Below are 21,946 nucleotides of genomic sequence, written 5' to 3'. Positions count from 1 at the left end.
AAGATTGAAAATTTACAAATATAAAATTTTAACTGATTTATGGAAATGATTAAGCTTGACATTACGAAGGCAGCTTGCTTCTTGGAGAAGGGAGCTGTGGAGAGTTTTGAACCCAAAGTTGCAGCTGCACAGAAGGCACTGGAGGATGGTACATGTCCTGGAAACGACTTCCTGGGATGGTTGCACCTGCCCAGCAGTATCACACCTGCATTCATCGATGAGTTGCAGGCTACTGCCGACACTCTGCGTGCTAACTGCGAGGCTATTGTTGTAGCCGGTATCGGTGGTTCGTACCTTGGTGCACGAGCCGTTATCGAGGCTCTGAGCCCTGCATTCGGTGCTAAGACTGGTGCAGAGATTCTGTTCGCAGGTAACAACATCAGCGAGGATTACCTTTTTGAGCTCACCGAGTATCTGAAGGATAAGAAATTCGGTGTGATCAACATCTCTAAGAGTGGTACTACCACCGAGACTGCCCTCACCTTCCGTCTGCTCAAGAAGCAGTGTGAGGCTCAGCGTGGTAAGGAAGAGGCTAAGAAGGTAATCGTAGCCATTACCGACGCCAAGAAGGGTGCTGCCCGCACATGTGCTGACAAGGAGGGTTATAAGAGCTTTATCATCCCCGATAACGTAGGTGGTCGTTTCTCAGTACTCACTCCAGTAGGTCTGCTGCCTATCGCCTGCGCTGGTTTCAGCATCAAGGAGCTGGTAGCCGGTGCCCAGGAGATGGAGAAGGCTTGCGCTCCAAGCGTACCTTTTGCTGAGAACCCCGCTGCACAGTATGCTGCTGTACGTAACGGACTCTACCAGAACGGTAAGAAGATTGAGATTATGGTGAACTTCCAGCCTAAGCTGCACTACTTCAGCGAGTGGTGGAAGCAGCTCTATGGCGAGAGCGAGGGTAAGGACCTGAAGGGTATCTTCCCTGCATCAGTTGACTTCACCACCGACCTGCACTCTATGGGACAGTGGATTCAGGAGGGTGAGCGCACCATCTTCGAGACCGTGATCTCTGTTGAGACTCCTGAGAAGAAACTGCTCTTCCCAAGCGATGAGGAGAACCTGGACGGTCTGAACTTCCTGGCAGGTAAGCGTGTAGACGAGGTGAACAAGATGGCTGAACTGGGAACACAGCTGGCTCATGTAGATGGTGGTGTGCCCAACATGCGTATCAGCATGCCTCGTCTGAATGAGCGCTACCTCGGTCAGCTCATCTACTTCTTTGAGATTGCCTGTGGTATCAGCGGCAACGTGCTGGGTGTGAATCCATTCAACCAGCCTGGTGTAGAGGCTTACAAGAAGAACATGTTTGCCCTGCTCGACAAGCCTGGCTACGAGAAGGAGTCTGAAGCGATCAAAGCTCGCTTGAAGTAATAATATGGCCTACGGATTCTTGGACTAGCCAAGCGGCAAAGCCGAGCGATACGAATTAATTAAATCCACACCGAAATAAATAATCCGTAAAATCCGTAAAATCCGTAGGAAAAATAAAAAGATGATAAAGGTAGCTTTATTTGATATGGACGGGGTGCTGTATGATTCTATGGGGAATCATGCAGTGGCCTGGGTCCAGTCGATGAAAAAGTTCGGTATCAATATGACTGCCGATGATGCCTACGCCACTGAGGGAGCTCGTGGCGTAGACACCATCCGTTATATGGTTAAGCAACAACAAAATCGCGATATCACTGAGGCAGAGGCTCAAGCCATGTATGATGAGAAGAGCAGGATCTTTCACAGTATGAAAGAGGCGCCTATCATGCCAGGCATCATAGAGCTGATGGAGCAAATTAAGCAGGCTGGCATCAGCATTGGTATCGTGACGGGATCTGGGCAGCGCCCTTTGATAGCCCGTATCCTGAAAGACTTTGGCCAATTTGTTTCGCCAGAGCATATCACAACTGCGTATGATGTCAAAAGGGGAAAACCCAATCCAGATCCTTATCTGGTTGGACTTCAGAAGGCAGGCAATATTGCGCCCACTGAGGCCATCGTTATAGAGAATGCCCCATTGGGTATTCGCGCTGGTGTAGCTGCAGGCATCTACACCATTGCGGTCAATACAGGACCGCTTTCTGATCAAGTGCTATTAGACGCTGGTGCTAACATTCTGTTCCCAAGCGTTAAAGCACTTAGTGATTCATTCAATTCTTTCTTATCAGAAAGATGTCCTTTTTGAAAATGACCAAAAGAATAAAAACCCATCTTTTTGCTATTTTCCCAGCATAAAATTTGTTTTTATAGATTATTTATGCTACTTTTGCATCGGAATAATGGAACTAGTTCCCAATTAATCCCCATTTATTCCGCAGTTTTTATTACTAATCATTTTACTAACGTTCTGTGTGTCAATTGTTTATGCATAGGTGTTGGGAATGGATATGTTGTATCTTTTTTGATTTTTAATATTTTTTTTAAGTGGTAATGAAGAAGATTTTGTTATCGATGCTTTGTGTCTTCGCCAGTGTGGCAATGTGGGGTCAGAGCATTTCCGATCAGGAGTTGGTAAAGTATGCTCTCGAATTAAGAAAATCAGGTGTTTCTAATGCCGATATGATGAAACAGTTGATGGAGCGCGGTGCAACAGTTGAACAGCTTCAGCGTTTGCGCCAGCAGTATTCCAAGCAGATTACGGAACGTGGTCTTGATAACGCTGTTGATAATTCTATCGACAACGCCAAGGAACGTATGCGTGTCAACAACGAGGTTAAGTCTGATAAGACCGGCAAAACAGGCAGAGCCGATCAAACTGGTCTTACCACTCAGCAGAGCGGCGATATGTCTTTATTCCCCGATGTTGATGAGCAGGATCTTAAGTCAAAAGGTAAGAAAGTCTTTGGTCGCGATATTTTTAATAGCAAGAACCTCTCTTTTGAGCCCCAGATGAATATTGCCACACCTCAGAACTATGTGCTGGGTCCTGGCGATCAGCTCATCATCGATATCTACGGCGCTTCGCAGGAGAGCAATTCGCTTACCGTTAGTCCTGATGGCGATGTTACAGTGCCTGATTTCGGTCCTATCCATGTTAGTGGTCTTTCTGTAGCCTCTGCCCAGAAGCGCATTCGTAGCAAACTGGGTGGTTACTATCAGAGCTCTGATATTAAGGTAACCGTTGGACAAACCCGTACCATTATGGTTAATGTGATGGGCGAGGTCAAGGTTCCTGGCACCTATACACTCAGTGCTTTTGCCACGGTATTCCATGCCCTGTATATGGCAGGTGGAATAAGCGATCTTGGAACCCTTCGTGCCATTAAGGTGTTCCGTCAGGGGCGCCTCATTACTACTGTCGATGTATATGAGTTTATTCTCAATGGTCGTTTGGCAGGAAATATCCGTTTGCAGGATAACGATGTTGTTCAGGTTGGTGCTTATGATTGCCTTGTTGATATCACTGGACGAGTAAAGCGCCCTATGGCTTATGAGATGAAAGCAAATGAAAGTCTTGCTACATTGCTTAAGTACAGTGGCGGTTTCGCTGGCGATGCCTATAAGAAGCAGGTACGTGTTCTCCGCAAGAGCGAGGATCTCAAGAGCGTTTATAATGTAGAAGAGTTCGATATGTCTAGCTTCAAGATGACCGATGGCGACTCTGTTATTGTAGACTCTGTATATAACCGTTATAAGAATATGGTTGAGATCAAGGGTGCTGTATGGCGTCCTGGCATGTACCAGTTGGGTGAAAAGGTAAGCACTGTCCGCTCTCTTATAGAGACTGCCTCTGGTCTTACAGAAGAGGCCATGACCTCACGTGCTGTTATGCGCCGCATGAAGCCCAACCGCACTCAGGAGGTGATATCTCTCAATATCGATGGCATACTGAATGGTACTGAGGCCGATGTTCCTTTAAAGAACGAGGATGTTATCTTCATTCCAACATTGGCAGCCCATCAGAATCTGCGTACCCTCACTATCGATGGTGAGGTTATCTTCCCTGGCACTTACGAGTATGCCGATAATATGACTATCGAGGACTTTATCCTGCTGGCAGGTGGACTTACCGATGCTGCATCAACTCTCAAGGTCGATGTTTCACGTCGTATTTACGATCCTAATGCCTCTGGGGCTGGCATGGAGATTGCCAAGACCTTCAGTTTCCCACTTAAGAATAACTTCAATGTAGATGGCGACCGTAGTTTCGTTCTGGAGCCATACGATATCGTTCAGGTTCGTAAGAGTCCAGTTTATCAGAATCCTGTCCGTGTAGGCGTTGAAGGTGAAGTCGCTTTCCAGGGCACATATACTATGGAGACCAAGAATCAGCGCCTATCTGATGTCATCAAGGCTGCAGGTGGAGCCATTGCCGGCAGTGATGTGCGTGGTGCTCGCTTGGTTCGTAGGATGACAGCCGACGAGAAGGCCCGTATGCAGGCAGTATTAAGAATGGCTCGTCAGAGTGCTGATGGCAAAGATTCTATTGCTATCGATAAGATTGCCCAGTCTGATACCTATACTGTCGGAATCCACCTTGATGAGGCACTTGCCAATCCTGGTTCTACTCAGGATATCGAGCTGATGGATGGCGACCGTCTGATTGTTCCTCGCTTCAATCACACTGTTCGTATCAGTGGTGATGTTAATGCACCTAACACCGTGGCCTTTAACGAAGGTCAGAACTACAAGTACTACGTAAAACAGGCAGGTGGCTTTGGCAATCGCGCCAAGAAGAGCCACACCTATATCGTCTATCAAAACGGAACAATGGCAGTAGCCAAGAAGGGTGGCAAGATTGAGCCAGGTTGCGAAATCGTAGTACCATCTAAGGCACCACGCGATGATAACGCTATCTCCCGTTGGTTAGGCATTGGTACCAGTGCAGCCAGCCTTGCTACCATGTTCGCCACAATTGCTAATTTAGTAAAATAAAACTATGACAGAGAATAAAAAAACAACCCCAAAAAGGAATCCAATAGATTATGGTAAGATTTACCATGATCTTCTTAAGTATAAGCGATTGTATTATATAGTGTTGTCTGTCGCGTTTGTATTGTCAGCCCTTATCATGCTTTCAATTCCCAACTATTACACATGTTCGGTTAAGTTGAGCCCAGAGCTTTCTAATCGCTCTGCATCAACTAGTAGTTTGGCTTCACTGGCAAGTAGCTTTGGAGTTAAATTAGGAAATGGTATGGGTAGTTCTTCTGAAGCCCTGTTCCCAACTCTTTACCCAGACTTGATGGCTTCTGTTGATTTTAAGGCTGATTTATTCAAAATTTTAGTACGTCCAGAGAATTCAGAACAGGAATATACCTATTATGATTATAAAAAGGATTTTGAGAAAAAACCTTGGTGGAGCAATGTGATAAAGGATGTATTGGGGATGTTTAAGAGCGATGAACCAGCAACATCTACTATAAATCCTAGAAAATTGACTGAAAAGCAGTATGAGATGGCAGCAGCTATTGGAAAGGATATTACTTGCTCTGTTGATAAGAAAACAATGGTAATCTCGCTCAGTGTTAAGGATACAGACCCTGTCGTTTGTATGACCATGGCTGATTCTACTATGGCCTTGCTTCAGAGATATATTACAGACTATCGTACCAGCAAAGCTCGTGTTGATTTGGAGTATAATAAGAAGATACTTTCTGAAGCCAAAGCAAACTATGAGAAAGCCAGCCGCGCATATGCGGCATTTGCTGATGCCAACTTGCATACATTCCAGGAGCGTATTCTTCAAAGAAAGTCAGAGTTGGAAACCGAGATGATATTACAGCGTTCTGTTTATCAACAAGTGGTAGCTCAATATCAGCAGGCAGAAATGAAGTTGCAGGAGGATACACCTGCTTTTGCTGTGATTCAGGCATCTACCATTCCCGTAAAGAAGACGGGACCTAAACGTTCGGTATATTGTATTTTTTTCATCCTCATGGCTTTTTTGGGAACATCCCTTTTTGCTTTAAACAGGGAACGAGACCTTAAAATGCTCTTTGGTATGTAATTAAGAATGAGTAGCAAGATAGAAAATTTATGCAAGCAGTCATTTTAGCTGCCGGTATGGGCAAGCGCTTAGGTGAATATACAAAAAACAATACCAAGTGTATGGTGCCAGTAAATGGAACACCATTAATAGATAGAGTCCTGTTACAACTATCTAAAATATCCCTTAACAGGGTTGTTATTGTTGTAGGTTATGAAGGAAAGAAACTTATGGACTATCTTGGAGCAGAAAAGAACGGACTCAAGATAGAGTACGTTAATAACCCTGTTTATGATAGGACTAACAATATCTATTCTTTAGCACTGGCCAAAGATAAGTTGATAGAGGATGATACTCTCTTAATCGAAAGCGACCTTATCTTCGATGATGGCATGTTTAAAATGCTGATTGACAATCCTCACCCCAATTTGGCTTTAGTTGCAAAATATGAGAACTGGATGGATGGCACAATGGTAAGAATTGACGAGGATAAGAATATTATTAATTTTGTACCAAAGGCTGCTTTCAGATATAGTGATGTTGATCAATATTATAAGACTGTTAATATCTATAAATTCTCAAAAGAGTTCTCTAGAACCAAGTATGTTCCTTTCTTGGATGCATATACTAAAGCCGTAGGCAATAATGAGTATTATGAGAATGTTCTAAGGGTTATAACATTCCTTAATAGTCATGACCTTAAAGCTTTACCTATAACAAATGAGAAGTGGTATGAAATAGATGACAAACAGGATCTGGATATTGCAGAAGCTCTTTTCGCAGATGAGAAGGATGTTCTTCGTAAATATTATGGGCGTTATGGTGGCTTCTGGCGCTTCCCAAAGATGCTCGATTATTGTTATTTGGTAAATCCGTATTTTAATGAGTCGCGCATCATAGATGAGATGGAAGCCTTCTTCAGGACGCTCATTTCTGAGTATCCTTCTGGTATGAAGGTTAATTCTCTTATTGCTAGTAAATGCTGGGGTGTAAAAGAAGAGTATATCATTCCTGGTAATGGAGCTGCTGAATTAATTAAGGCATTGATGGAGTTGCTCCCTGGCACTTTGGGTATTACGCGTCCCACTTTTGAGGAGTATCCTAACCGACGTGAAAGCGACAATCTTGTTACTTTTGTTCCTCAGAACGCAGACTTCCGTTATACAGCCGATGACCTGATGAAGTTCTTTGGTAAGAATCATGCAGATAATATTCTTCTGATTAATCCCGATAATCCCTCAGGTAATTTTATCCCTGTTGATGATGTTCTCAGGTTGGCTGCATGGTGTCAGGAGCAGAGCATCCGCTTGATTGTGGATGAGAGTTTCGTAGATTTCAGCATAGGATTTGAAAACAACACATTGTTGCACGACAATATTCTTGAGAAATATCCACAGCTTGTGGTTATGAAGAGCATTAGCAAAAGCTATGGTGTACCAGGAATTCGTTTGGGTATCCTGTGTTCTGCCGACACAGCTATTATTGCTAAGATGAAGAAGATGGTGAGCATTTGGAATATCAACTCCTTTGCAGAATATTTTATGCAGATATTTACCAAGTACGAAAAAGATTACAAGGGTGCTTGTGAAAAGTTTATCGCAGAACGTGAGGATTTTGAGAAGAAATTGAAAGAAATCAGTTTCTTGCGGGTTATGTCGTCGCAGGCCAACTATTTCCTCTGTGAGATACTACCTCCTAAGAATGCCAACCAGTTAGTGCTCACTATGCTCAAGAAGTATAATATACTTGTGCGTGATTGTTCAGATAAGAAGGGCTTTGACGGAAAACAGTATATGCGTATAGCAGTGCGTTCGCATGAGGACAACGCAAAGTTTATACAGGCTTTTAGAGAATTAGATAACAAGTAACTTGATGAATATTTGTATTTGTGGTGGCGGCAATCTTGGGCATGTTACTGCCGGTTTTCTATCGTCACAAGAAGAATTGCAGGTTTCGTTGTTAACAACAAAGCCAGATTCCTGGTCTCAGTATCTGGAAGTCGTTGATAACAACGGCAAATCCTATAAAGGAAAACTTTCCAATATATCGTCTAATCCCAAAGAAGTAATACCCAATGCTGATATAGTATTATTATGCTTGCCAGGATTTGCTATTCATGAAGTCATATGTAGTATTGCTCCCTATTTGGATAATAATTCTTGGGTGGGAACAGTAGTGTCAAGTACAGGGTTCTTCTTTGAGGCAATGAATCTTTTACCAAAGAATCAACCACTGTTTGGATTCCAGCGTGTGCCTTTTATTTCTCGTATTATCAATTATGGTCATGTCGCAGAGTTGAAAGGTTATAAAGAGTCCTTGAGTGTAGCAGTTGAGCAAACCGATAAGAAAGAAGAAATTAGAGCAACGCTTGAGAAATTGTTCTTGACACCTACCAAATTGCTTGATAGTTATTATGAAGTGAGTTTGTCAAATAGTAATCCGTTGCTCCATACTGCTCGTTTATATACTATGTGGAAAGATTGGAAACCTGGCATGTCATATGGCAGGAATCCTGATTTTTATAGTGAATGGACGATAGAGGCTGCAGAATTGCTGATTGTGATGGATGTTGAATTCCAGCAGTTGTTAGGTGCCTTAGGTTTAAAACCTGGTAGTATTCCTGCCGTTTTGGATTATTATGAATGTAAGGATGCTGTATCTTTGTGTGAGAAAATACGTTCAATTGTTGCATTTAAAGGTATTAAATCTCCAATGGCTATAAATAAATTTGGATCGTACGAACCGGATTTTTCAAGCCGTTACTTTACAGAAGATTTCCCTTATGGCATGAGGTTTATAATAGATACTGCTAATATATGCGGGGTTGATATTCCACATATCCGCGAAGTATATCAATGGGGAATAAACAGAATTCAGAATTAAGTTATGGATATAAGAGAAAAGTTAAAATTGCATTTTGATGACGAATTCTTTAATGAAGAGACAAGATGTGATTACAAAATATCATCTAAGACAAAAAGAATTTGGGCTGTCGAACTGGATTTGCTCAATGAATTAATTAGAGTTTGTCAGAAACATGACATCAAGATGTGTGTGTCATGTGGTACATTATTAGGGGCAATAAGACATAAAGGTATGATACCGTGGGATGACGATTTAGACGTGTCGTTAACCCGCACAGAATATGAAAAACTATGTGCAGTTGCTCCTCAGGAATTTAAGCATCAATATTTTTTTCAGAATGTGTATACCGATCCGCAGTATCTATTTGGCTATTCACGATTAAGGAATAGTTTAACAACAGGACTTATTCTCGACAATAATTCCATTAATTATAATAATGGTATTTATATTGATGTTTTTGTAATGGATGGATATGTTGACGACTTGTCACTCTTAAAAAAACAACAACGGAGAATGGATTGTTTGAGGGCGTTAGGCAATATATATAAGAATAATTTAAACCCCAAACATCCAGTAAAAGCTGCTGTAAAGAAAATGCTTGCGCCAATTCTGAAATATACATTATTCAAATTTCTTACATTCGATAAGATTGTTGATATGTATATTAAAAACCAGCAGCGCTACAATCATCTTACTGACCGTGTTGGCATTATTGATGGTCCATTATATGGCGTTAGAAAGAATTGGTGCATGAAGGAAGACCTGGAGAAAATAATTTATGTGCCTTTTGAGAATATTGAAGTTCCAGTCCCTGCTAATTATGACGATATGTTACGGCATGCCTATGGTAATTATATGGAATTTCCCCCAGTTGAAAAACGAGGTGTTTGGCACGAAGGTGTCATAGAGTTCGATCCTGACATCCCTTACAAAGAATACATTCGTCAGTCTAATTCTGACAATCATCACTATGTTGGCTCTAAAGCAAATACTGCGATAGTAAAATAGTATGCTAAATACTTATAGAAATAGGTTCAATAGTACATTATTTAAAGAGACTTTTGTTTATACTATAACAGATGTCATAGGCAAGGCTATGTCATTTGTTTTGCTGCCCATTGTATCGTTTTACATGACGCCTGATGAATTGGGCATTGCTACCAATTTCACGGTTATAACAACATTGGTTTCTTTATTTGCAGGCTTAGCAGTAGTCAATAGTTTGCCTTATTTCTTCTATGAACAGGAGAAGAATGAGAATTCCTTGATGGTTTCAAATCTGTTATTGCTCTGTTCTTTGCTTTGTGTTGTACTGGCAGTTATTATTTCTCTATCGCACCAGTTAGTTTATCACTATCTCCAGCTTCCTTTGCTTGCCCAATTATTGGGAGTGGTGTATGTTGTTGGGATGCTTGTGTCCCAGATTAGTTTGATTCTGATGCGATTAGAGAATAGATCTCATGAATTTGCTCGTATTCAGGTCTTCCAGATTATTTTTCACGCTATATCGGTTCTGTTCTTTGTCATAACGTTGAGAGGTGGTGGCTTAGGAAAGATATATGCAGAGACTATTGTTTTTGTGGTCATGGGCATCATTCACATGGTCATAATAATAAAGAAAGGATATCTGAAAATTCATTTGAGTTCAGAATGGATAAAGAAACTTCTTAAGTTTGGCATACCATTGCTTCCTCATTCTGTTTCCTTTTGGTTAAAAAGTGGATTGGATAAGGTATTTATTACTGCGTATTGTGGATTGCATTATAATGGTCTATATTCCATGGCAATAAGCATTAGTGCAGTTTACTCTATGTTGGTCCAATCTTTTTTCAATGCATATACACCTCATCTCCAAAAACAGTTGTCATCTTTCGATGATTGCGGGGAGCATGAGGGTGAGAAGATTAAGATTGTTAAACAGACGTATCTGCTTTTTGCTCTTTTTGGCATTGTAGGTCTGTTTGCTGTAGCTGTTTCTTGGGTGATCTTTAATTATCTGATAGACAATAAATATCTCCCTGCCATGGGTTATATGCCTTTGATTATATTGGCTAATTTTATCTATACATTCTATATCTTTACAGTACAATATATATATAAGGTAAAGAAGACGTTGGTCATGGGTATTATTACTTTCTCCGGTAGTCTTATACAAATGCTGCTTTCATACTGGTTGATAGGTACTGTTGGTGTTATGGGAGCTGTTTATAGCTTGTTAATAGGTAATGTGCTAATAACTGTAGGTATATCAATATATAGTAGCCATGTGTATAGTATGCCATGGAATCCCTTGCGCTTATTGGGTGAATCTAGAAAGTGATTTCTGCTATGAATGAAATAGAAAGTACTGGTATTTCAATAAAACTTTGGGATTATTTTGTTATAACCTTGTTCCTGATAACCTCAGGCGCAACATTTTGGGTGGGTTTTTTAACGGCAGGTGTCACCTTCTCTTTTTTCTTTTTAGTGGCTCTGGTTAATACTTTTTTGGTTAAGACAGAATATTCGAATACATTGAATCTTTCAGTCGCTTTTATTGGACTGGTTATTTTTCTGTGTTATCTGAATTATGTTGTATATCAACCAAGTTATATAGATAACTCAATGGTTGGATATATAGTATGTATGATAGGAGCCTACTTGGTGATTTCTAACTATGATTTCCTGTATTTCCGCCGTATATTAACAAATATTGTTTATGCATTAACGATAGTTGGAATACCTGTTTTCTTATTGTTTGAACTTGGAGTATTGCCAACTTATGAGATTGCTGTACAGTCGGGTAAGGACTATGTTATGTTTCTTGTCTATACCTTAGGATGGCCTTATTCATTCGACCGTTTTTCCGGTATATGGCATGAACCAGGAGCCTGTCAGATTATTCTGAATACCGTACTATGGCTTTATTTTGATAAATTCGTAAAATGGAATTGGGAAGAAGGTGAACTAAGGAAGGTATTGGTCATATTAATTGCTTCTTTGTTGACGATGTCCACGGGTGGTTATATGGTTCTTATGCTTTTGATTATGGCTGTAGTTATGCATATGCGAATCGAAGGTCGTTATAAGACTCTGATCTATGTGGCTATGCTAACTTTTGCAGTGGCGGCATTGATACTGATGTTCACCAGTCCTGTGGTACAGAATAAACTCTTCAATGATGATGAAGACAATGTTTCAAAGTTAGAAAGATTATCAGACATACTTGCACTTTGGCAGATGACGTTAGAGAGGCCCCTCTTGGGGTATGGCATAGGTTCGGATGAGTTCTGGAAAATGTCTGATCTTTATGGAAACACTGCATGTAGCACGGGTATCCTTACTTATTCTGCTTCTCTTGGTTTCCCCTGGTTGCTTGTCTTTATTGTATTCTTATGGTTGGGAATTAGGCGCATGAATTATGGAAAGGCCTCTATTTTCTTGTTGATTGCCATATTAATGATGCAATTCAATGAGAAGTTTATTGAATATCCAATTACCAATATTTTTATATTTAAGTTTGCATCATATTTCTGTGATGAGTATGACACATATGAAGAATATGACCCAGAATTGTCCATTGATTAGTATCGTAGTAGCAACATATAACTGCGGATCTGTTATACGTGAATTGCTTGATTCATATATTAGTCAGACCTATTTCAATAAAGAATTGATAATAATAGATGGAGGGAGTACTGATGATACTGTTTCTGTGATAAAAGCATATGATAAGGTTGTAACATATATGATAAGTGAGCCCGACCATGGTGTTTATGATGCAATCAATAAAGGAATGGCTCATGCGAAGGGTGATTTCCTGATTGTTATGGGGGCTGATGATCATTTTATATCAAGTTCCGTTCTATCTGATGTTGTTAATAATATTTCTGATATGAATACGGTATATTATGGTGATGTTTATCGTAACGCCCGTAATGATCTGTATAGAGGTAAATTTAATAAGTGGCTCCTTGCCTGTGAGAATATCTGTCATCAGGCAATATTCTACCCTAGGTCTGTATACAGTATGAATCAATACGACCTTGCTTTCCCGGTTTTTGCTGATTATGTTTATAATATAAGATTGTGGAAAAGCGTTGATTTTAGATATATCCCAGTGTGTGTCACCTGTTATAATTGTTCAGGCATGAGCGGTGGCGGAAGAAGTGATTCAGAGAAGTATGCACCAGTTTTCTTCAATGAAGTCCGTAAACATCTGGGTTGTTTCTGTTTTTTGTTAAGACATTTGTATAAACTTACAAAATGATGGTAAGTGTTTGTATGGCCACATATAATGGTGGTCAATATATAAAACAACAGCTTGAGAGTATTCTTTCTCAAATGGCACCTGATGATGAGGTCGTTATTTCTGATGATGGAAGTAATGACAATACTCGGGATATTGTTTTGTCACTGGGGGATAATAGAATAAGGCTACTTGAAAATTCGGGTAGTCATGGATTTGTGTCCAATTTCGAAAATGCATTGCGCAATGCCAAGGGCGAAATAATCTTCTTGTCTGATCAGGATGATGTGTGGTTTGACAGAAAAGTTGAAATGCTGACAGATGCTCTAAAGAATTACGATTTGGTTATCCATGATGCGCAACTTATAGATGGTGATGGAAAATCTCTTGGTAAGACATATTATTCCACGCTTCATCATAAGACCGGTTTCTGGGCAAATCTGTGGAAAACTAGGTGGCTTGGCTGTTGTATGGCATTCCGGCGTGAAGTTCTTGATTACTGCCTGCCTATTCCTAAGAGTATTGTAGCTCATGACTATTGGATTGGTATGATGGGAATGGTTAAGTTTCGCAGTTGTTTCCTGGAGGATGTGCTAATAGGTTATAGACGCCATGGAAATAATGTGTCTACATCCAGTGAGAAATCAGACAATAGTTTATGGTATAAGCTTGTTGTTAAACGAACCAATTTGCTGGTGTCGATATTAGGTAGACTTATATCAAGGTAGATGATTTTTTTATTAAATAGGAAACGAAATATGACAAAAATCCTGTTTATTGGTGGAGCTGGTTTTATTGGCTCTAACTTAATAAAAGTCCTGATAAAGGATGATTACGATATACATGTTTGCGAACCCGTTAATGCATCTTTGCACAGACTACAGGGCCTTGATGTGAAAATTCATAATTGTTCGTTGACAGATATTGCTTTGGTTAGTGATGTTATTAAGCAGAACAATATTGATATTGTTGTGCATCTTGTTTCTATGCTTATCCCAGGTAGCACATATGATGACTACAAGGAAGAGTATAAGCATGTTATTTTCCCGTCAATCGAACTCATGGAGATATGTGCTGAGGTTGGAGTTAAGTTTGTATACTTCTCCTCAGGAGGAACGGTTTATGGCAACAGGAATGATGTACTGCCGTTCACAGAGACTGATGCTATGAATCCCATATCATATTACGGGTGGTCAAAACAGATGATGGAGAATAGTATTCAGTTTATGCATCGTACCAAGGGCTTGAAATATCTTATTCTGCGTCCTTCAAATCCTTATGGTCACGGGCAGAATCTTTATGGTAAACAAGGCCTTGTAGCTGTAGCCATTGGAAGAGTTCTGAAGAATGAAGCAGTAGAAGTGTGGGGCGATGGTTCTGCTGTCAGAGATTATATATTTATCGACGATTTGGCAATAGTTTTTAAGCAGTTGATGAATATTGATGTTATTAATGAGACATTAAATATTGGTTCCGGACGTGGTTACTCTGTCAATGACGTGTTGGCTTTCCTTAAGATAATATCGCATGAGGATTTTAGAATTGAGTACAAGAATCCACGATCAGTTGACGTTTCTAATATGGTTCTTGACTTGTCACGCCTTAAGCATTATGTCAATTATGAGTTCACTCCTTTTATGGAGGGTATCAAACAGTTTTATAACGAATCATTAACTAATCAATGATAAGAATAGGTATAGTTGCAGGGGTTTTGCATTCTGGAGGAAAACGTAATCTAATTATGGAGTTCTATAGGCATATAGACCGGTCGAAAGTCCAGTTCGACTTTATATGCGACTCCGATTCTAATGGAATACCATATGAGGAGATTGCTTCTCTTGGTGGCAGGGTGTTTTTGGTCCCTCCTTACAAGAATTTGATCCCCCATCTTAGGACAACTTATAAGGTTTTCAAGGAGAACAAGTATCCTATTATTCATGCTTTTGATAATACATTAAACTTTTTTCCAATGCTTGTTGCCCGTTTGGCTGGAGTTAAGGTGCGTATATCAGAAAGTATTTCTAAAGGTGATAAAAACGAGAAAAAGACCAAGGTTAAATTGATATTACGACTGTTCTCGCATTATTTTGTTACTGATTATATGGCAAACTCCATAGATTGTGGAAAGTGGCAGTTTGGCAGCAAGACATATCAACAGGGTAGGATAAACATTTTTAAGACAGTAATCAATGCTAATGACAACGTCTTTAATCCTGTACTCAGAAATACTACTAGGTCTGCCTTTGGCTGGGATGATAAGGTGGTGTACGGCTTCATTGGTCGATATGTAGAGCAGAAGAATCCTTTATTTTTGATAGACATCTTTAATGAGATTTCAAAGAAACAGTCAAATGCTATTCTTGTAATGATAGGTTTCGGCGAATTGGAACAGGAGATGATGGATAGAATAAAAGGATATGGTATTGCTGACCGTGTTGAAAACCTTGGGCGCAGAGACGATATTAAGCAATTCTATAATGCGTTTGATGCTTTCTTACTACCTAGCTTATACGAGGGTATGCCAGTGGTTGGCGTTGAGGCTCAGTGCTGTGGATTACCTATTTTCTTCTCAAAGAATATCACCACCGAAACCACCGCTAGTAATTTAGCCCATTATTTGGGACTTAATGATTCGCCCGAGAAATGGGCCGATGCCATTATTCCGGTGGTTGAAAGTAATATGCCTGTACGTCGCAGCTATTCTGATGAGATTATTTCTGCAGGTTTTGATTCTGCTAGTGAGGCATTTAGATTGCAGAGTTTCTATCTTCAAAAAGTTAAGTAATATATGGAAGTAATTAAAACAAATATCGAAGGTGTATTCATCATTGAACCAAAGGTGTTCAAAGACTCGCGTGGTTATTTCTTTGAGAGCTTCTCTCAGAGGGAGTTTGATGAGAAAGTAAGGCCTATCACATTTGTACAGGATAACGAAAGCATGAGTTCGTATGGCGTGATGCGTGGATTGCATTTCCAGCGCCCGCCTTTCACTCAGAGCAAGATTGTGCGCTGTGTTAAGGGGGCTGTGCTCGATGTGGCAGTGGATATCCGTAAGGGATCACCAACTTATGGCCAGCATGTTGAATGCCTCCTTTGTGCTCGTGACGAGGAAGGCGAACGAATAGCCCAACAATTTGAGGGGCATAAGTTTAATGGTCAATGTTCAATGTTCAATGGTCAATTAGGTCAACAGTTCTTTGTTCCACGTGGTTTTGCTCATGGATTTGCAGTCCTCTCAGAAACTGCTGTATTCCAATATAAATGCGATGAGTTCTATCATCCTGAGGCTGATGGTGGTATAAGTATCCTTGATAGTTCGTTAGGTATTAACTGGAGAATACCTATGGATAAAGCTGTATTGAGCGATAAGGATACAAAGCATCCTTTACTCAAAGACTTCGATAGTCCTTTTGATATGAAGATCAATTTATAGAATCTATAATATTAGAAACTATTTCTATAACGCCGAGAAGTTACTTGTCTTCTCGGCGTTTTTTCGTTAATGATGGTTAATTATTGGTTGTAAAAACTACATTTTGCATTGTGTTTCGGTGTTTCTTGCTACTTTTGCGGTTGGAATGTGATGGACAGTATATAAATGTATGAGAAATAATAACCAATCCAACCGAATTATCAAGTGGTTGGTAACTTGTGGCGACTTTGTGTTGCTCAATGCTACCATCTTGTTTGCAACTCATTTTTACTGGCGGGTGGATACTTGGCCAGATAAGAGCCTACAGATATTTATTCTGGTAAACAATGTGGCGCTGATACTGGGTGAGATGCGCTTCTCGACCATTATACACCTGCGACTGATTGGCGCTGGCGACGTGATTCAGCGATTGGTATGCCTCACGTTGTTCCAGACGGTGCTGGCGTATGTACTGCTCAAGGTGTTCGACTATTATCTGCCCATAGGTCTGCTGATGTTTGGCATTGGTACGCTGTTTTTTATATTGTTGTTGGGTAAGCGTGTTTCTGAGAGGTGGTTTATCCGGCTGTATCGTGAGGCGGGAAGAAACAGTAGGGCAGTGACGCTGGTGGGTTCGGATAGCGAACTGATTGAAATCTATAAGAAGCTGAAATACGACTCTACGTTGGGATATCGTATTCTGGGATACTATGGTGATGAGTGGACAATGGACAGTGATGAGCAGGCAAGAGGCCATGAACTGCCGAAGGACTTGAAGCGATTGGGTTCGTACGAGGACTTTGTAAATGCGATTGATCATCCCGAGGATCTGCAACTGGGCGAAGAGTTGTATCTCTGTGTGTCGCGAACGCAAAAACGTGATATCCGCAAGATATCGAAAATGTGCGACCATAAGCTGGTGAGATTCTTCTACGTGCCGGTATCGGTCGAGACGATAGGACTGAACCTGAAGCGCGAACTGCTGGACGATATGGAGGTGTACACCACCTACGAGAATCCGCTGCAGAACTCTGTGAATAAAACGCTGAAGAGACTGTTCGACATCGTGATGTCTATCATCTTCCTGATACCTACCGCCCTGATATTCCCGCTGGTATTCCTGATCATCAAGATACAGAGCCCAGGCCCGATACTCTTCAGGCAGAAGCGAACCGGACTGGATGGTAAGGACTTCGACATGCTGAAGTTCAGGAGTATGCATGTAAACAAGGATGCCGATAAACTGCAGGCTACCAAGGATGATCCGCGCAAATATCCCTTTGGCAATTTTATGCGCAAGACGAATATCGACGAGCTGCCCCAGTTCCTCAATGTGCTGAAGGGCGACATGAGCATTGTGGGCCCTCGTCCGCACATGTTGCTGCACACCGAGATGTATTCGCAACTGATAGATAAGTATATGGTGCGCCACTTTGTGAAACCCGGACTTACTGGTTGGGCGCAGGTTACAGGATTCCGTGGCGAAACCAAGGAGCTCTGGCAGATGGAGGGCCGCGTCAAGCGCGACATCTGGTATATGGAGAACTGGAGCATCTGGCTCGATATCCGTATCATCTGGATGACGGTGAAGACATTTTTCGTTCACGATGAGCACGCCTATTAAACGATAAAAAGCCACCAAGACGGTGGCTTTTTATCGTTTAATGTAAGAACTTAAGTATTGAGCTCGGCATATTCGCTGACATCGAAGCAGGGGCAGGGCTTTGATACGCCTGGTAGGTCGTGATGGCCTACGATGCGGGCTTGGGGATAGTCAGCCCGCAGCTGCTTGAGGAGCTCGTAGAGTGCGTGCTTCTGTAGCTCAGTACGCGTGTCGGCGTATGCGCCATGTTCGTCAAGGCCTCCTTCGTAACAGACTGCTATCGAGCAGTGGTTATAGCCCACGGCATGAACACCCTGTACACTTTCGGGCAGAATGGGAACGATGTTGCCATTGCGCTGTACGTAATAGTGATACGAGGGTTGGCCGAAACGCTCCTTGCCGGTGTTGATGAGGCCATCGACAGTGAAGGGATGGTTGCATCTGCTGCCTGAGCAGTGCACCACGATCCACTTCACATCTTGGGAATGAAGTGACTTCATGAGCATGCACTAATATATAATAGGTGTGAGATTTAAGAAGTTGCAACTGGCCATACTGCCACCTGCAAGTAATGCAAGGATGTATGACAATGCTTTGAGAAAACGTCTTAGTTTTGGAGACATAGGATTACAATTTAGATTATATTTTTTATTTCTTCATTTTCTTTCATCACTGAAAGAAAACGGAAGCAAAAGAAAGGTGCAAAAACGTCCTGGCTCAGAGGCCGGCTGTAAGATTTTCCAAAGCACTCAATGAACTCGCTCCGCTCAAACAGCATTTCGTATTTCGTTGCTTGTACTGCTAAAGCATTACAAGACTCAATAATGCTTCAGAAAATCCTACATCCTCTAAAGACCTCTTCGTGCGGAATGTTTTTGAGGTTTATCCCTGAGTTGCCATGCTACAGGCTGCATTCATGACGGGTGTGTGGATTTGTTTCAATGTGATAACTGACTGTTGCGTCATTGCATCACCCAGGATAGCATGGCTGCCCCCCTCAGGGATTAATCACCGGGGTTGGGGGTGAGGCCGCCGGTGGGGCCGTCGTCGTTCGATGACTGATTGTTAGAATCATCGGGCTCCTCGATGTTACCAGGATCGCTCGAAGTAACACGCTTAACCACCTTGCCATCGCGATCGAAACAGGTAATGTTGATCGATGTGGCCTTCAGCTCATCCCTGATTTCAACACTTGGTGTGAAGATGACGCGACGGGTGGTAATCAGACTACTGCTCACCTTGTTGACATCCTCAACTGTTGTAGCGCGAACACCGAAGCGCATGTTGCCCAAACCGGGGATGGCGACGGAGTGACCTTCGGTGGCCCACACCTTGACTACCTGACCGATGGCATCCCAGGCGGCACTGAGTGCGCCTTCGGAAATACCGCTGCGAACGGATGCCTCGTTTACCACTTTCTGGGGTGTCAACGTGTTGTAAATTTCGGCTTGCATCATAAAGCGATACTTGCCGGCGTCTTTGCCTACTTTGAGCTGACGCTCAACTGCTTTTACTTTAATAGCCATAATACTTTAATTGATAATTGATAATTGATAATTGTGCGCTCGGCTTTGCCAAGAATTAATCACAATGCAAAGGTACGACATTCAGAGGGGGCGTTGGCCGTCTATGGCCGACTTGACGAAAAATATTTTTATTATTTTTCGGGGATGTCGATGCAGTAGTCGTTGGAGATGTACTGGACGGCTTTTGGGGGGAGCTTTTGGGTTTTAGGGGATACGCCCATGGTGGATAGGATGGGGCGGCGTGTGGCCAGATAACGACGGAAGGTGCGTGGTGACACGCCTGCTAGACGGGCTAGCTCAGATTTATACATTGCTTTCATAAACTGTGAAATTGTAAAATGGTCTTTTTGTTCGCTAAGTACTTTTCATTTGTTCGCTAACTGGTTTGCATTTGCAAAGTAGTTAGACTCCAAAATATAGTCTACTAAATCAATTTTGCGACGTTTCTGATCGGCGGTGGCGTGGCGCTCCAGGAAATCGGATACGTAGATAGGGTTGTGACGAGGCCATAGAAACAACTTCGATACCTTTTGGGCTGTTTCATACCACAGTGTGTACGCTTTGCCGTCGGGATCGGTGTCGGGTATCATAATGACCTTGTATCGCATCAGCGCATAAAACTTCGAGAGTTGCAGTTCGAACAATCCGCCGGACGCTATCCAGATGTACTGGGGATAGAGCTCGGAGAGGATGATGGCGGATTTCTCGGCTTCGACGAGGCAGACGGTCGCACCACCCCTAGCCCCTCCTCCAGAGAGGAAGGGAGTACGTTTGGGGTAAGCCCCTCTTCCCGTGAAGAAGGGAGCGCTAAGGTAATTACTTAGCAGATGGGTGCCGAAGAAGACATGGGTGGGTTGGAAGGTGTCTTGGGGCAGACCGCAATGCTTCTTCATCAGAAACGAAACCCATGTGGCGTTGCAATTCTTCAGCCGATGACAGTCGGGGCCGTACCACATCAGTTTTCCATCGTTTACGTTGCCCAACTGATCAATCTGCCAGTAGATAACGGCATCGTTCTTCGACCGGCCCAAGCGATAGCGCAGGGCGGCATGTACCATCTGGCGATGCGTTAATATACCGCATTGTACCACGGCGCGGCAGAAACAGCTCTTGGCTGACAGACGGTAGGCCCAGAGGGGGCGTTGTTGGAGGCCCTTACCCAATAGATTTACGTACTCCTGTATAGGAGTACTCCAATCTAGGGAAGGCCTCAAAAGGGGTCGCCTGGTTGCCATATTTCTTGTTGTTTAGGAATGGGGTTGGACTTGAGCTGGTAAATAACGTGATTGGTTGAATCAATCGACTTATCCATCAGGCCTTGTTTCATGGCCTTGTCGAGGCAGTTGTAGTAAAACTTGCGTGAGACGATATGGCCCAGTGTCATCACTGAGTGGAGTAAGGCAGCACCTCTCAGCTTGTCGTAACCTTGGAAGGCATCGGCAAACAGCTTTGGCACATCAACCTCCCACGATCCGTCGAGATGATGAATCACGTAGTCGTTGTTCAGTGAGCCTCGCTCTTCGTTGGCGTTGTTGTTCTGTTGAGATAAGCCTTCGGGCGTTGGTGGCTCGTCAACCAGACAGGGAAGTCCTTCGCTATTGACTGAAAAATACAGACATTGCTCTATGTCGTATTTACGGGTGTAAAGTTGTTCGAGTTTGAAAATGCGCTGAGGCATTAGCTTCTCGGTGGCAAACACGTCGAAGGCCTTGTTGAGTAGTTCGGTGCCGAGCCATCCGCGCGGGTCGCGGCTCTCACCACTTTTGTTCTGGTGTAGCACGCAGACCACGCAGCAATCATTATCTTGGGCAGCGCGCATCAGCTTTTCAATGAGTTCCTGAGCCACTGTGCCATCGTTAATGTCGCCCACCAGGTCTCGAATACCGTCGATGATCACCAGATCGGGCTTATAGTGGGCGATGGCAGCCATGAGGTAGGTCTCGCGTTTGTCGCGATCTATGTTGCGAACATTGAAAATGTCGAACATGTCTTCAGGGAAATCAGTGTCGTCGCCTGCCACTTGGTGGAATAGCGGTATGATGCGGTTCATCAGGATGTCTTGTGTAGAATTGTCGCTCTGTTCGGTGTCGTACCAAAGCAGCCGAAGCTGTCTCCCCGCCAGACGGCGGAAAGACAAAACTTCGGCAATTGCACAAAGCACCATAAGCATCGACATGACAAATGTCTTGCCGCTCTTGGCCCGGCCGGTAAAGGCCACCAACTCGCGACGCGGGAAACAGGGCTCGTTGAACAGCGAGAACAAAAACTCCATGGGTGGTAGTACCTTCTGGGAGGTGATTCTGCTTTTCTCGAGCTCCAGCAACTCTGGTGTCAGACTAGGTTGCTCGCCGGCATGAGCCAGCTCTTGGGCTATGGCGTCCATCATGAC

The 21,946-nt window shown here is 42.6% G+C and carries 19 protein-coding genes; 15 read left to right on the top strand and 4 right to left on the bottom strand.

Annotated features, from left to right (window positions below):
• Positions 1-39: 39 nt before the first annotated feature.
• From BUB86_RS00910 to BUB86_RS00840, 15 genes are all read left to right on the top strand, one after another.
• Positions 40-1,374 carry a glucose-6-phosphate isomerase gene (locus BUB86_RS00910; RefSeq protein WP_073203883.1) on the top strand — a complete coding sequence of 445 codons (1,335 nt, stop codon included), beginning with the start codon at positions 40-42 and terminating at the stop codon, positions 1,372-1,374.
• A gap of 121 nt (positions 1,375-1,495) precedes the next feature.
• Positions 1,496-2,179: an HAD family hydrolase gene (locus BUB86_RS00905; protein ID WP_073203879.1), complete on the top strand. Its 684-nt coding sequence runs from the start codon at positions 1,496-1,498 to the stop codon at positions 2,177-2,179.
• Between the two features lie 245 nt (positions 2,180-2,424).
• A complete protein-coding gene (locus BUB86_RS00900) occupies positions 2,425-4,869 on the top strand; it encodes an SLBB domain-containing protein (RefSeq protein WP_073203876.1) in 2,445 nt (814 codons plus the stop codon).
• Between the two features lie 4 nt (positions 4,870-4,873).
• Positions 4,874-5,944, top strand: coding sequence for a hypothetical protein (locus tag BUB86_RS00895; protein ID WP_073203873.1), 1,071 nt, complete (start codon positions 4,874-4,876; stop codon positions 5,942-5,944).
• A 29-nt stretch (positions 5,945-5,973) separates the two neighbouring features.
• A complete protein-coding gene (locus BUB86_RS00890; protein WP_073203870.1) occupies positions 5,974-7,791 on the top strand; it encodes an aminotransferase class I/II-fold pyridoxal phosphate-dependent enzyme in 1,818 nt (605 codons plus the stop codon).
• A 4-nt stretch (positions 7,792-7,795) separates the two neighbouring features.
• The gene (locus tag BUB86_RS00885) at positions 7,796-8,806 is read left to right on the top strand and encodes an NAD/NADP octopine/nopaline dehydrogenase family protein (protein WP_073203868.1); all 1,011 of its coding nucleotides are present in this window, start codon (positions 7,796-7,798) and stop codon (positions 8,804-8,806) included.
• Positions 8,807-8,809: 3 nt separating this feature from the next.
• Positions 8,810-9,796 carry a phosphorylcholine transferase LicD gene (locus BUB86_RS00880; RefSeq protein ID WP_073203865.1) on the top strand — a complete coding sequence of 329 codons (987 nt, stop codon included), beginning with the start codon at positions 8,810-8,812 and terminating at the stop codon, positions 9,794-9,796.
• A gap of 1 nt (position 9,797) precedes the next feature.
• Positions 9,798-11,108 carry a lipopolysaccharide biosynthesis protein gene (locus tag BUB86_RS00875; protein ID WP_073203863.1) on the top strand — a complete coding sequence of 437 codons (1,311 nt, stop codon included), beginning with the start codon at positions 9,798-9,800 and terminating at the stop codon, positions 11,106-11,108.
• Positions 11,109-11,116: 8 nt separating this feature from the next.
• Positions 11,117-12,355, top strand: a complete 1,239-nt coding sequence (locus BUB86_RS00870) for an O-antigen ligase family protein (RefSeq protein ID WP_073203859.1) — start codon at positions 11,117-11,119, stop codon at positions 12,353-12,355.
• On the top strand, positions 12,330-13,037 hold the full coding sequence (locus BUB86_RS00865; protein ID WP_175549367.1) for a glycosyltransferase family 2 protein: 708 nt from the start codon (positions 12,330-12,332) through the stop codon (positions 13,035-13,037). The genes BUB86_RS00870 and BUB86_RS00865 overlap by 26 nt, the downstream gene beginning before the upstream one ends.
• Positions 13,034-13,744: a glycosyltransferase family 2 protein gene (locus tag BUB86_RS00860; RefSeq protein WP_254795059.1), complete on the top strand. Its 711-nt coding sequence runs from the start codon at positions 13,034-13,036 to the stop codon at positions 13,742-13,744. Before BUB86_RS00865 ends, BUB86_RS00860 begins: the two co-directional genes overlap by 4 nt.
• The gene (locus BUB86_RS00855; protein ID WP_317041746.1) at positions 13,745-14,701 is read left to right on the top strand and encodes an NAD-dependent epimerase/dehydratase family protein; all 957 of its coding nucleotides are present in this window, start codon (positions 13,745-13,747) and stop codon (positions 14,699-14,701) included.
• Entirely contained in the window at positions 14,698-15,801 is a 1,104-nt protein-coding gene (locus BUB86_RS00850) for a glycosyltransferase (RefSeq protein ID WP_073203853.1), read from the top strand. The genes BUB86_RS00855 and BUB86_RS00850 overlap by 4 nt, the downstream gene beginning before the upstream one ends.
• Before the next feature lie 3 nt (positions 15,802-15,804).
• A complete protein-coding gene (locus BUB86_RS00845; protein WP_073203849.1) occupies positions 15,805-16,449 on the top strand; it encodes a dTDP-4-dehydrorhamnose 3,5-epimerase family protein in 645 nt (214 codons plus the stop codon).
• A gap of 169 nt (positions 16,450-16,618) precedes the next feature.
• On the top strand, positions 16,619-18,052 hold the full coding sequence (locus BUB86_RS00840) for an exopolysaccharide biosynthesis polyprenyl glycosylphosphotransferase (RefSeq protein ID WP_073203846.1): 1,434 nt from the start codon (positions 16,619-16,621) through the stop codon (positions 18,050-18,052).
• 50 nt (positions 18,053-18,102) lie between these two features.
• On the opposite strand, the gene BUB86_RS00835 is transcribed toward BUB86_RS00840, so the two are convergent.
• From BUB86_RS00835 to BUB86_RS00820, 4 genes are all read right to left on the bottom strand, one after another.
• Positions 18,103-18,507 (bottom strand): N-acetylmuramoyl-L-alanine amidase, encoded by a 405-nt coding sequence (locus BUB86_RS00835; RefSeq protein ID WP_254795058.1) that lies wholly within the window; start codon positions 18,505-18,507, stop codon positions 18,103-18,105.
• Between the two features lie 528 nt (positions 18,508-19,035).
• Complete coding sequence (locus tag BUB86_RS00830) at positions 19,036-19,557, bottom strand: DNA-binding protein (RefSeq protein WP_073203843.1); 522 nt, start codon at positions 19,555-19,557, stop codon at positions 19,036-19,038.
• 365 nt (positions 19,558-19,922) lie between these two features.
• Entirely contained in the window at positions 19,923-20,792 is an 870-nt protein-coding gene (locus BUB86_RS00825) for a DUF6371 domain-containing protein (RefSeq protein WP_139261259.1), read from the bottom strand.
• Complete coding sequence (locus BUB86_RS00820) at positions 20,768-21,943, bottom strand: AAA family ATPase (RefSeq protein ID WP_081373011.1); 1,176 nt, start codon at positions 21,941-21,943, stop codon at positions 20,768-20,770. Before BUB86_RS00820 ends, BUB86_RS00825 begins: the two co-directional genes overlap by 25 nt.
• Positions 21,944-21,946: the final 3 nt, after the last annotated feature.

The sequence above is a fragment of the Xylanibacter ruminicola genome, assembly GCF_900142525.1.
Lineage (GTDB): Bacteria > Bacteroidota > Bacteroidia > Bacteroidales > Bacteroidaceae > Prevotella > Prevotella ruminicola_A.
The sequence above is the reverse complement of the archived record's forward strand: the minus strand, read 5'-3'. Positions and strand labels throughout refer to the sequence as shown.

Coding starts and splice junctions, on each gene's coding strand:
- BUB86_RS00900 (WP_073203876.1), top strand. CDS start 2,425: ATGAAGAAGATTTTGTTATCGATGCTTTGTGTCTTCGCCAGTGTGGCA.
- BUB86_RS00880 (WP_073203865.1), top strand. CDS start 8,810: ATGGATATAAGAGAAAAGTTAAAATTGCATTTTGATGACGAATTCTTT.
- BUB86_RS00910 (WP_073203883.1), top strand. CDS start 40: ATGGAAATGATTAAGCTTGACATTACGAAGGCAGCTTGCTTCTTGGAG.
- BUB86_RS00845 (WP_073203849.1), top strand. CDS start 15,805: ATGGAAGTAATTAAAACAAATATCGAAGGTGTATTCATCATTGAACCA.
- BUB86_RS00875 (WP_073203863.1), top strand. CDS start 9,798: ATGCTAAATACTTATAGAAATAGGTTCAATAGTACATTATTTAAAGAG.
- BUB86_RS00890 (WP_073203870.1), top strand. CDS start 5,974: ATGCAAGCAGTCATTTTAGCTGCCGGTATGGGCAAGCGCTTAGGTGAA.
- BUB86_RS00850 (WP_073203853.1), top strand. CDS start 14,698: ATGATAAGAATAGGTATAGTTGCAGGGGTTTTGCATTCTGGAGGAAAA.
- BUB86_RS00830 (WP_073203843.1), bottom strand. CDS start 19,557: ATGGCTATTAAAGTAAAAGCAGTTGAGCGTCAGCTCAAAGTAGGCAAA.
- BUB86_RS00840 (WP_073203846.1), top strand. CDS start 16,619: ATGAGAAATAATAACCAATCCAACCGAATTATCAAGTGGTTGGTAACT.
- BUB86_RS00865 (WP_175549367.1), top strand. CDS start 12,330: ATGACCCAGAATTGTCCATTGATTAGTATCGTAGTAGCAACATATAAC.
- BUB86_RS00905 (WP_073203879.1), top strand. CDS start 1,496: ATGATAAAGGTAGCTTTATTTGATATGGACGGGGTGCTGTATGATTCT.
- BUB86_RS00825 (WP_139261259.1), bottom strand. CDS start 20,792: ATGGCAACCAGGCGACCCCTTTTGAGGCCTTCCCTAGATTGGAGTACT.
- BUB86_RS00885 (WP_073203868.1), top strand. CDS start 7,796: ATGAATATTTGTATTTGTGGTGGCGGCAATCTTGGGCATGTTACTGCC.
- BUB86_RS00860 (WP_254795059.1), top strand. CDS start 13,034: ATGATGGTAAGTGTTTGTATGGCCACATATAATGGTGGTCAATATATA.
- BUB86_RS00855 (WP_317041746.1), top strand. CDS start 13,745: ATGATTTTTTTATTAAATAGGAAACGAAATATGACAAAAATCCTGTTT.
- BUB86_RS00895 (WP_073203873.1), top strand. CDS start 4,874: ATGACAGAGAATAAAAAAACAACCCCAAAAAGGAATCCAATAGATTAT.
- BUB86_RS00820 (WP_081373011.1), bottom strand. CDS start 21,943: ATGATGGACGCCATAGCCCAAGAGCTGGCTCATGCCGGCGAGCAACCT.
- BUB86_RS00870 (WP_073203859.1), top strand. CDS start 11,117: ATGAATGAAATAGAAAGTACTGGTATTTCAATAAAACTTTGGGATTAT.